10 protein-coding genes and 1 riboswitch are annotated in these 10,971 nt (G+C 58.7%); of the genes, 2 read left to right on the forward strand and 8 right to left on the reverse strand.

Annotated elements, in window-relative coordinates:
• Positions 1-433 precede the first annotated feature (433 nt).
• The 3 genes from VGC62_RS06255 to ahcY all read right to left on the reverse strand — a co-directional run bounded on the left by VGC62_RS06255 (position 434) and on the right by ahcY (position 4,087).
• Positions 434-1,411, reverse strand: coding sequence for a hypothetical protein (locus VGC62_RS06255; RefSeq protein ID WP_331186200.1), 978 nt, complete (start codon positions 1,409-1,411; stop codon positions 434-436).
• A 221-nt stretch (positions 1,412-1,632) separates the two neighbouring features.
• Positions 1,633-2,478 (reverse strand): methylenetetrahydrofolate reductase [NAD(P)H], encoded by an 846-nt coding sequence (metF, locus tag VGC62_RS06260; RefSeq protein ID WP_331186201.1) that lies wholly within the window; start codon positions 2,476-2,478, stop codon positions 1,633-1,635.
• Positions 2,479-2,677: 199 nt separating this feature from the next.
• The gene (gene ahcY / locus VGC62_RS06265) at positions 2,678-4,087 is read right to left on the reverse strand and encodes an adenosylhomocysteinase (RefSeq protein ID WP_331186202.1); all 1,410 of its coding nucleotides are present in this window, start codon (positions 4,085-4,087) and stop codon (positions 2,678-2,680) included.
• 21 nt (positions 4,088-4,108) lie between these two features.
• Positions 4,109-4,220, reverse strand: a riboswitch (S-adenosyl-L-homocysteine riboswitch).
• A 199-nt stretch (positions 4,221-4,419) separates the two neighbouring features.
• On the opposite strand from ahcY, the gene VGC62_RS06270 reads away from it, so the two are divergent.
• The gene (locus VGC62_RS06270) at positions 4,420-4,830 is read left to right on the forward strand and encodes an acyl-CoA thioesterase (protein WP_331186203.1); all 411 of its coding nucleotides are present in this window, start codon (positions 4,420-4,422) and stop codon (positions 4,828-4,830) included.
• Positions 4,831-5,184: 354 nt separating this feature from the next.
• On the opposite strand, the gene otnI is transcribed toward VGC62_RS06270, so the two are convergent.
• The 5 genes from otnI to VGC62_RS06295 all read right to left on the reverse strand — a co-directional run bounded on the left by otnI (position 5,185) and on the right by VGC62_RS06295 (position 10,152).
• Entirely contained in the window at positions 5,185-5,985 is an 801-nt protein-coding gene (otnI, locus tag VGC62_RS06275; RefSeq protein ID WP_331186204.1) for a 2-oxo-tetronate isomerase, read from the reverse strand.
• Positions 5,986-6,117: 132 nt separating this feature from the next.
• Positions 6,118-6,756 carry an aldolase gene (locus VGC62_RS06280; protein WP_331186205.1) on the reverse strand — a complete coding sequence of 213 codons (639 nt, stop codon included), beginning with the start codon at positions 6,754-6,756 and terminating at the stop codon, positions 6,118-6,120.
• On the reverse strand, positions 6,753-8,042 hold the full coding sequence (otnK, locus tag VGC62_RS06285) for a 3-oxo-tetronate kinase (RefSeq protein ID WP_331186206.1): 1,290 nt from the start codon (positions 8,040-8,042) through the stop codon (positions 6,753-6,755). The genes VGC62_RS06280 and otnK overlap by 4 nt, the downstream gene beginning before the upstream one ends.
• 10 nt (positions 8,043-8,052) lie before the next feature.
• The gene (ltnD, locus tag VGC62_RS06290; protein ID WP_331186207.1) at positions 8,053-8,958 is read right to left on the reverse strand and encodes an L-threonate dehydrogenase; all 906 of its coding nucleotides are present in this window, start codon (positions 8,956-8,958) and stop codon (positions 8,053-8,055) included.
• A 372-nt stretch (positions 8,959-9,330) separates the two neighbouring features.
• Complete coding sequence (locus VGC62_RS06295) at positions 9,331-10,152, reverse strand: DeoR/GlpR family DNA-binding transcription regulator (RefSeq protein ID WP_331186208.1); 822 nt, start codon at positions 10,150-10,152, stop codon at positions 9,331-9,333.
• 222 nt (positions 10,153-10,374) lie between these two features.
• Here VGC62_RS06295 and VGC62_RS06300 point away from each other — a divergent pair.
• Positions 10,375-10,971 (forward strand): EamA family transporter (locus tag VGC62_RS06300; protein WP_331186209.1); only part of this gene is annotated, 597 nt, incomplete at its 3' end.

Here is a 10,971-nt window from a genome sequence, read left to right on the forward strand (position 1 = left end):
CCCAAAGGGGAATAATCTACCCGGCGCGAATGTGCGTTGAGATGGCGCAATCCCGTCCGGTACTGTCGGATCTTTAAGTTCAACTCGTGACATGAGCGCGGGAAAAAATGCGCTGCTGGTGTGATCGAGTGCTTTCTGCAAGACCGAGCATCCGGGCGTAAGCCTGGCGGGGACGCCGGAGTATAACAGAGCAATCACCACACGCAGCATTCATGCTGCTCAACGGCTTTTGGCCTGCTCCTGGCATCTGCGCCGTGTCAGTCTACGTACCGGCGAAGCGATCTGGATTTCACCTGAGTGTCCAGCCCGTGAATCAATGGGCGCGCTTGTTACAGTCGTGGACCGAGATTACGTCGGTCGCCGGACAAAGAAAAGCGCTTGTTTGCACCGCAGCCTCGTTGGAAGAGGGCCGAGAGAGTCTCGGGCCAACGGGTTAGCGATGCTTAAGGGGCTCAAGCAAGTGCTGGCAAACATCCTTATGCCGTTGGCCGAGCATCTTGCGCACTGCCCAGTGATCCAGCCATTGTTGGAGTTGCGGCGCTGAAAGCGGCTGTTGTAGGCGTTGCTCGGCATTACCGACGGCTTTTTCCCACCAGACATGCGAGCAGGCGCGATCAAATTCGTTGGAGTAGTCGCAGCAGCCGTACAGAACCTCACGTACAAACTGGCGTTGATCCTTCGGTACCGCCATCGTTGCGCCCTTGTGTATCAGCCGTTGCCAGGCGTCAGGGCGGGGCAAGTGTGCGGTCACGTTGCGTGTGTCGTTCAGACCATGCGGATGGGTGGGATTGTCACCATGTTTGTTGATCCACGCGCACACTTTGGCACGGAACAGCTGTTTACGGCTCCAGTAGTGGTGAATCAGGTCAGGACACTCGTTGACTTCCACTGTGCGGTACGCCGCGACGGCCAGACAGAACTCTTCAAGAGTGATTGCGCCAGGGGTTATTGGGTAAAACTCGTCCATCATCTCGACAGAGCGATCGAGAATGTCCGCATCCTCGCGTGTCAGGCCGATAACTCCCGAGTTCAGCAGAGGCATGCTGTCGTCCGCCAGGCCCCGTTGCGCAAGGATGCTGGCCAGCGCGGTATAGAGAGTCGTCTGCTTGCAGGCGTCGTAGCGTGTGGTTAGCGCATTGCACAGCAGTTTGCCCGGTTCTATTCGCTCGAACAGCTTCATTGGGTTTTGGTGAAAAAACGTATCGGTATCGATCAGCACGGCCTTGTCGGATTCTTCCAGCACTTTGCGCATCAGTACTTGCTTGCAGCGAAAGTGATAGCCGTGAGGGCCGCTCCAGGTCCGGCGTGTCTGGGCATCGAATCGTCGAAGGCGAACGGGTAATCGGCGATAGGGTTCGGGGGTGTCGGTGAATACCTGGATGTCCAGGGCTTGTTCGGGGGTGTCTCGCATTCCGGCGAGTGCGCTGGCAATGCTAAACACAGCCTCTTGATGGTATGTCTGGGCACCAAAGACCAAGTACACGAGTTGTGGGCGTCGAGCGAAAGTACGGGTGAAAGTCAACTGCTGGATATCCGTCTCAATTAAGGCGTCGGCAGGCCTCGCTTAACGAAACCTACCGATGAAACGTTGCCTGATTGTGACGGGGCTGACCAAACGGGAAACTGTGTCAGTCAGCGTGGCAGTTTGAGGTTGTTCCACACTGCCAGGCTAGGCTGCGCCTGGTTCAGCGTGTAGAAATGCAATCCTGGCGCGCCGCCTTGCAACAAGCGTTCACACATCTCTGTGATCACTTGTTCACCGAATCCCTGGATGCTTGGCGAATCGTCACCGTAGGCCTCCAGTTGTTTCCGAATCCAGCGTGGGATTTCGGCCCCGCATGCGTCGGAAAAACGAGCGAGCTTGCTGTAGTTGGTGATAGGCATGATGCCCGGCACGATAGGAATGTTCACGCCCAGCTTGCGCACGCGGTCGACGAAGTAGAAATAGCTGTCAGCGTTGAAGAAGTACTGAGTGATCGCGCTGTCGGCGCCGGCCTGGGCCTTGCGCACGAAGTTGTTGATGTCGTCTTCGAAGTTGCGCGCTTGCGGGTGCATTTCCGGGTAAGCGGCGACTTCGATGTGGAAATGATCGCCGGTTTCTTCACGAATGAAGCTCACCAGATCGGCGGCGTAACGCAGTTCGCCGCTGGACATGCCCATACCTGAAGGCAGATCGCCGCGCAGGGCGACGATGCGCTTGATACCGGCATCCTTGTACTGCGCGAGCAGGCCACGCAGATCGGCCTTGCTGTCACCGACACACGACAAGTGCGGCGCAGCCGGAACATTCACTTCTTTTTCCAGTTGCAGCACAGTGTTGATCGTGCGGTCACGCGTCGAGCCGCCTGCGCCGTAGGTGCAGGAGAAGAAATCGGGATTGTAGCTGGCCAGTTGGCGAGCCACGTTCAGCAGTTTTTCATGCCCAGCATCGGTCTTCGTGGGGAAGAACTCGAAGCTGAAGCTACGGTTTTGGGACATGACAATATCCTTTGAAACTCAAAAGGCGTGCGCCAAAACCTGTAGGAGCGGACTTGTCCGCGAAAAGGTCGAAACGACCTTCAAGAGAGGCTGAAAGATCTGGCGTGTCTGCAAGATCGCGCAACGCTGTTTTACGACTGCTTTGCAGCCGTTCGCGGACGAGTCCGCCCCTACAGGGGAGCGGACGTGCCTGAATCAATCAGTAACGATACGCGTGCGGCTTGAACGGGCCTTCGACGGTCACGCCGATGTAATCGGCCTGGGTCTTGGTCAGCTTGGTCACGACGCCGCCGAAACCGCGAACCATTTCCAGGGCGACTTCTTCGTCAAGCTTTTTAGGCAGCACTTCTACGGTCAGACGCTCGGCTTTTTGGGCGGGCGACAGATCGGCGTACTTCTGACCGAACAGGAAGATTTGCGCCAGAACCTGGTTGGCAAACGAACCGTCCATGATGCGGCTTGGGTGACCGGTTGCGTTGCCCAGGTTTACCAGACGGCCTTCGGCCAGCAGGATCAGGTAGTCATCGTTGTGCGGATCGAACGAGCCGGCACCGGTACGGTGGATCTTGTGTACCTGTGGCTTCACTTCTTCCCATGCCCAGTTCTTGCGCATGAAAGCGGTGTCGATTTCGTTGTCGAAGTGACCGATGTTGCACACCACGGCGCGTTTTTTCAGCGCCTTGAGCATGTTCGAATCACAAACGTTGACGTTGCCGGTGGTGGTCACGATCAGGTCGATCTTGCCCAGCAGCGCTTTGTCGATGCTTGCTTCGCTGCCATCGTTGATGCCGTCGATGAAAGGCGAAACCAGTTCGAAACCGTCCATGCAGGCTTGCATGGCGCAGATCGGATCGACTTCGGACACCTTGACGATCATGCCTTCCTGACGCAGCGACTGAGCCGAACCCTTGCCCACGTCACCGTAGCCGATGACCAGCGCTTGCTTGCCGGACAACAGGTGGTCGGTGCCGCGCTTGATTGCATCGTTCAGGCTGTGCCGGCAGCCGTATTTGTTATCGTTCTTGCTCTTGGTCACCGAGTCATTGACGTTGATGGCCGGAATTTTCAGCTCGCCCTTGGCCAGCATGTCCAGCAGGCGGTGAACGCCGGTGGTGGTCTCTTCGGTAACGCCGTGGACGCGGTCCAGGATTGCCGGGTATTTCTTGTGCAGCAGCTCGGTCAGGTCGCCGCCGTCGTCGAGGATCATGTTGGCATCCCAAGGCGCGCCATCCTTCAGGATGGTTTGCTCAAGGCACCACTCGTATTCTTCTTCGGTTTCGCCTTTCCAGGCATAAACCGCGATACCGGCAGCAGCGATGGCCGCAGCAGCCTGGTCCTGAGTGGAGAAAATGTTGCACGACGACCAGCGAACTTCGGCACCCAAGGCAACCAGGGTTTCGATCAGTACGGCGGTTTGAATGGTCATGTGTATGCAGCCGAGGATCTTCGCGCCCTTGAGCGGTTGTTCACCCGCATATTTGCGACGCAGGCCCATCAGGGCAGGCATTTCAGATTCAGCGATGATAGTTTCGCGACGACCCCAGGCAGCCAGGGAAATGTCGGCGACTTTATAGTCGTTGAAATCGTTGGGCGTCAGTACAGCACTCATAAAGAGTCTCCATTCGTAGGGTGCGAATGGGCGCCGTTGTGCGTTTAAAGCTTGATCGGCCAGCAAGAGCCTGATCAAGCAACGCCCCATCCGAGCCTGACAGGGTTGACCTGCTGCAGCGCCCCTCGGACAGGTGGCGGGAAAACGGTATCAAGGGGTGATGACCGTTTTTTGAAGCGGGGGCGATTATATCCGTGCTCGCGTATTAGCCCAAGCGCTTCTTTCACGTAGATGACGAGCGATCATCGCGGCTATAGACGATGGTCCATGGAGGTAAATCGCGGCGTCTGACACTATGCTCGTCATCAAATGGCAGACGGTCAGGAGTACACATGAATTTCCACACCCGCAAATGGGTAAAACCCGAAGACCTCAACCCCAACGGCACGCTGTTCGGCGGCAGCTTGTTGCGCTGGATCGACGAGGAGGCAGCGATCTACGCCATCGTCCAACTGGGCAATCAGCGCGTGGTAACCAAGTACATCTCGGAGATCAACTTCGTCAGCGCTTCGCGTCAGGGTGACATCATCGAATTGGGTATTACAGCGACGGACTTTGGCCGCACCTCGATTACCCTGACCTGCCAGGTACGCAACAAGATCACCCGCAAAAGCATCCTGACGGTCGATAAGATGGTGTTCGTGAATCTGGGCGAAGACGGCCTGCCCGCGCCACATGGCAAGACTGAAATTACCTACGTGAAGGATCAGTTCAAGGAAGAGGCGATCAACCTGGAGATCTGACGCCACGCATAACATTCATGATGGATACAAACCTGAGTGCGGCTTGCCCCGCGACCTGACGCGCAGCGGCAGTAAAACCTGCCGATGCGGTGGTTCAGGTACGCCGAAGGCTTTGAATTCGCGACTGCTGCGCAGCCGATTGCGGGACAAGCCACGCTTCTACAGATGTACAGCGGCAGTGGATGGGCGGTTGTACGGGTGCAATTCATGTAGGAGTGCGGCTTGCCCCGCGACCTGACGCGCAGCGGCAGTAAAACCTGCCGATGCGGTGGTTCAGGTACGCCGAGGGCTTTGAATTCGCGACTGCTGCGCAGCCGATCGCGGGACAAGCCACGCGCCTATGGGAATCACGTTTCAACCGGAAACCGCCGGATTGCGCGTCTGCCAATCGCGCAACCATTGCAGCCCCTCGCTGGTGTCGCCTTTGGGCCGGTATTCACAGCCTATCCAGCCGGTGTAACCCAATCGGTCAATCTCTTCGAATAGCCATGGATAGTTCACTTCACCGATATCCGGCTCATGCCGATCCGGCACGCCGGCGATCTGGATGTGGCCGATGCCGGCGAAGTCGCGACGCAGTTTGGTGGTCACATCGCCCTCGACGATCTGGCAGTGGTAGCAGTCGAACTGCACCAGCAGATTATCCGCGCCTACTTCCTTGCGCACCGCTTGGCCCTGATCCTGACGATTGAGGAAAAAGCCCGGGATGTCGCGGGTGTTGATCGGCTCGATCAGCACCGTTACGCCACCTTTGGCTGCCTCGTGCGCCGCATAGCTCAGGTTCTCCAGATAGACCGCATGATGCTGCTGGCGCAGGTCTTCACTGGGCAGTAGCCCCGCCATCACATGAATACGGTCGTTACCCAGCACGGCGGCATATTCAAGTGCTTTTTGAAAGCCACTGCGAAACTCGCTTTCACGCCCCGGCAATGATGCAATGCCTCGCTCGCCCTTGGAAAAATCCCCCGGTGGCGCGTTGAATAGCGCTTGAGTCAGCCCGAAGTCGTCCAGCCGCAGTTTGATTTGTGCTGCCGGGTGATCGTAGGGGAACAGGTACTCGATGCCTTTGAATCCGTCCGCTGCGGCGGCTGAAAAGCGGGCCAGAAACTCGTGTTGCGGGTACATCATGCTGAGATTGGCGGCGAAACGAGGCATGGTAACTCCTGTTCTCAAAAGTCAGGCGAAAGGCCAGAGCGGCAGGGTGGTGATAGAAAGCCACAGTGACCAGCAATGTCCAGGTGCGCAAGTTGCGGTATCCATGCGATCGGGCTCAGGCCATACGCCCGATTACCAGATCGCGCCGAACGTTTGGCGCAGTTCTTCCAGCGCCGCTGCGCCCAGAGGCTGTGGTTTGGGATTGCTCATCAGCCACAGGCGAGCGGTTTCTTCCAGCTCTTCCAGGGCGTAACAGGCTTTGGCCACTGAGCTTTCCCAAATCACCGGGCCGAGACGCTCAAGCATTACGCCGCGTACACGGTTAGCCAGTTGCGCGATCTGTTCGGCGACTTTCGGCGAGCCCGGACGCTCGTAGGCAATCAGTGGAATGTGGCCGACCTTCATCACCTGATAAGGCGTGAGCGGCGGGAGGATATCGTTCTGTTGCCAGACGCCCGCCAGCGTCAGCGCCACCAAATGCGTGGAGTGGGTATGCACCACGCCGCCGACTTCCGGATTGCGGTCATAGACCTGGCGATGCAGGGCGAGGGTCTTCGACGGTTTATCGCCAGACACCCATTCCCCTGCCAGATTGACCTTGGCGATGGTGGCTGGGTCCAGGCGCCCCAGGCACGCGTCGGTCGGTGTGATCAACCAGCCGTCATCCAGCCGAGCGCTGATGTTGCCGGCGCTGCCCACTGTGTAGCCACGGCCATAAAGCAATCGGCCAATGTCGCAGATCTCTTCGCGCTGCGTGTTCTCGGCACTCATTGCGCACCTCCCGCCAGTTGCTTGAGGGCTTTACTGAAGAAGTCGCGGCTACCGAAGTTCCCGGATTTGAGTGCCAGTGCTAACGGTTGAGCGCCAGTGCTTTGAGTCGCTGGCACCCCTGGATCGATCTGCGCGCCGATTTTCAGCAGTTGCACGCCCAGGGCTTGAACCACTGCACCTGAGGTTTCACCGCCTGCAACGACGAAACGACGTACGCCAGCCTGTAGCAAGCCGTGAGCAATCTGGCCCAGCGCCTCTTCGACCAAGGCACCTGCGCGTTCGACGCCGAGCTTTTGCTGCACGGCTTTGACCTCTTCTGGCGAACTGGTGGCATAGATCAACACGGTTTGCGAGGCATCGCGGGCGAAGGCCAATGCCTCTTCAACCACAGGTTTGCCCTCGGCCAGCGCCAAAGGATCAACGCGCAGGGCAGGGCGGTTGGCTTCAAGCCATGCCGCAACTTGGCCGTTGGTGGCGACAGAAGCGCTGCCTGCGAGCACCACTTCGCCGCCGCTGATGTCTTCCAGTTTCGCCGCATCGACATCGCGCAGCTTACCGGCCTTGCGGAAATTCTCCGGTAGACCCAGCGCCAGGCCCGAGCCGCCGGTCAGCAGTGGCAGATCGGCGCAAGCGGCGCCGAGGGTATGCAAATCAGCGTCCGACAGCGCGTCGGCAATGGCCATGTTCACGCCTTCTGCACGCAGCTCTGCGATGCGCGCGCGGACTTTTTCCACGCCCTGGGAAACGCTGTCATAGCGCAGCAATCCGACCTTTAACCGGGTTTGCGATTGCAACACGCGCACCAAATTGGCATCGGTCATCGGCGTCAGCGGGTGGTTCTGCATGCCACATTCGTTGAGCAGTTGATCCTGCACGAACAAATGACCGCGGAAGATCGTCCGGCCGTTTTCCGGGAACGCCGGGCAAGCCAGGGTGAAGTCGCTGCCTAGTTTTGCCAGCAGCGCTTCGCTGACCTGCCCAATGTTGCCCGCAGCGGTTGAATCGAAGGTGGAGCAATACTTGAAAAAAATCTGCTCGCAGCCACGCGCTTGCAGCCAGTGCAGAGCCGCAAGCGACTCTTCTACCGCTTCGGCAGCCGGGATAGTGCGCGATTTCAACGCGATGACGATGGCGTCAGCATCCAGGTCGGCCAATACGTCGGCATTCGGAATGCCAATGCTCTGGAGCGTACGCATACCGCCGCGCACCAGCATGTTGGCAAGGTCCGTGGCGCCGGTGAAGTCATCGGCGATGCAGCCCAGCAAGGGGCGCAGGGTTGTGCTCATTGTGGGTTCCTCAGACGGAGTCTGGCTTGGTGACGGGCAGTTCGATCCCCGGGAAAATCTTGATTACAGCCGAGTCGTCTTCCCGGCCGAAGCCGGCAGTGGACGCCTGCATGAACATCTGGTGCGCGGTGGAGGACAGCGGCAGCGGGAATTTGCTGGCGCGGGCGGTATCCAGTACCAGACCCAGATCCTTGACGAAGATGTCCACCGCCGACAGCGGCGTGTAGTCACCTTTGAGGATGTGTGGCACACGGTTTTCGAACATCCACGAGTTGCCGGCACTGTGGGTGATCACTTCGTATAGGGCATCGGCGTCGACGCCTTCACGCAGGCCCAAAGCCATAGCTTCGGCGCTGGCCGCGATGTGTACGCCGGCCAGCAACTGGTTGATGATTTTGACTTTCGAGCCCAGACCATGTGTGTCGCCCAGACGATAGACCTTACCGGCCATGCCATTGAGGATTGCCTGCGCCTTGGCGTAGGCATCCGCTGGGCCTGAGGTCATCATGGTCATTTCGCCTGCGGTGGCTTTGGCGGCGCCGCCGGAGATCGGGGCATCCAGGTAAAACAGATGTTGTTTGGCGAGGCGTTCACCCAGCTCGACGGCGAAGCCTGGAGCAACCGTGGCGCAGCCAATGACCAGACAGCCGGGGCGCAAGGCGGCGATGGCACCTTTGTCGCCAAAGAGCACGGTTTCGGTTTGTTCGGCGTTAACCACAACGGTCACGATCACATCGCAGAGCAAGGCCATGGCCGCAGGGGAGTCACAAGCCACGCCGCCTTCGCTGGCGAACTGTTCGGTGACGACTGCGCGCACGTCACAGGCATGCACATTGAACCCGTTGCGCAGCAAGGAGCGTGCAATACCCAGACCCATGGCGCCTAAACCGATCACGCCGACATTCTTGTTATTCATGAATTGCTTTCCTCGGGTTGCACCGAAGCTCGTCACGCCGGTGCTCGAAGGGGCGAATTTGTGAAAAGGATACTGAACCAGTGATCAAATAATGTGAAGTATTTTTTCTTATTCACAATAATTAACATCGACGTAAATTTACGGGCGAAAAAATGCGCCAGATGGAACTGGGGCTAACTCATGACCTGATGCTGCAGACGTTCTTTACTGGCGCTTCGCACCAGCTCGCGGGCAAGCCACGCTCCTACGGACCCTCGGTCCAGAATCAACGCCAATCGTGTCGCAAGCCTGCTTCTGCCGCAGACATAGGCGCGTGGCTTGCCCGCGATCGGCTGCGCAGCAGTCGTGAAATCTACGCGCCTGGGTACACGCTCAGTGTGTTCCGCCCACCGACGCCAATAACAACTCCACACCCTGGCGACGGATTGCGTCTGCTGCGGCTTCGGCCAGGTTTTCATCGGTGATGATCACGTCGAACTGCTCAAGTCCTGCGACTTTGTACATGCCGAACGTGCCGTATTTTGAGCTGGTGGTCAGCAGCACCGAACGTGAAGCAGATTGCATCGCCGCTTGCTTAACCTCGACCTTGAGTGCCGAGGGCGTGGTTGTGCCGCGCTGTAGATCCCATGAGCTGGTGGACATGAACGCCACATCGGTCGCCAGTTGGCGCAATGTCGCGGCAGCGAGTCCGCCCACGCAGGAGAGGTTGGGGTGATCCAGCAAACCGCCAGTGTGGATCACATCCACATGCGTGGCGTCGGCCAGCGCGCTGACCACGCCAAAATCATTGGTCACCACCGTCATGCCAGACAGCGCCACGATGTGCGGCACGATCTCCAGCGTGCTAGTCCCTGCATCGAGGTACACGGTCATTTCAGGGTGCAGTAACCCCGCAGCCAGTCGCGCCATTGCCTGCTTTTGTGGCAGCTCGACTACCGCTTTGGATTGATGGCTGGGTTCGCTGTGAACCTGGCTTGCGATACGCACGCCACCGGTCACCGAATACGCGCGTCCGCTTTGCTCCAGCAGAGCGATGTCGCGGCGGATGGTCATGTGCGAACACTCGAACATCTCCACCAATTGATGCACGCTAAGCACCTGGTGCTTGCGTAACTGACGCAGCATCGACTCCCGGCGCTGCTCAGGGATCATCGGTGCTGCGCCCGTGTTCGCAGTGTCCTCGTCGCTAGCCATGCCTGCTCCAGAGCGTTGAAATACGGCCAGCGGGGGCTGGCGTTGCTGGCATCTTAGCCAATCACGTTCGCAGGGCAAGCGCTGGATACGATGCGAGTGGCAGGCACCGGTTCCGGGTGTGTAGTCTGTGGCGTCTTGCTCGGATCTGCGCAGGCGGACGGTCGCTCGCGCAAGCCGTAACGTAACTGCCTGGCAGACTGTGCCGGCTCATGAGGGGATGACGTGCTGGCGACAACTCTGGTGCTGATCGCGGCAGTGCTGCACGCCACCTGGAACACCTTGATCAAGTTCAGTGGCGAGCGCTTGCTGGTGATCGCCAGCATGGACATTGTCGCGTTCGTACTGGCCTTGTTTGCCGTGGGCTTCGTTTCGCCGCCGCCGATTGAAATCTGGCCTTGGCTGGTGGCCTCGGCACTGTTCGAGCTGTTTTATCGTGGGCTGCTGATCCGGGCGTACCGAGTGGGCGATCTGGGTTTGGTTTATCCGCTGATGCGTGGGTTGTCACCCTTGGTGGTATTGGCGCTGACGCTGGTGTTTGCCGCAGAGCCGCTCAGTACTCAGCAAGTTCTTGGTATTTTGTTGATCACGTGCGGCATGGTCTGTCTGCTGTGGCAGGGCGGCGGCGGTGATCGTTTGCCGTGGTCGATGTTGCCGGTAGTGGGGCTGATTGGGCTGTGCATTGGTTGCTACACCTGGATCGACGGTCAGGCGCTGAAGCTTGGCGTGGCGCCGCTGAATTATCTGGTCTGGCTCACCTTGATCAGCGCCTGGCCGTTTCCGTTGCTGGCGATGGTCGGCAAGCGTGCGGCATTCACGTTG

Origin of the sequence: Pseudomonas sp. (assembly GCF_036404235.1) — a bacterium.
Lineage (GTDB): Bacteria > Pseudomonadota > Gammaproteobacteria > Pseudomonadales > Pseudomonadaceae > Aquipseudomonas.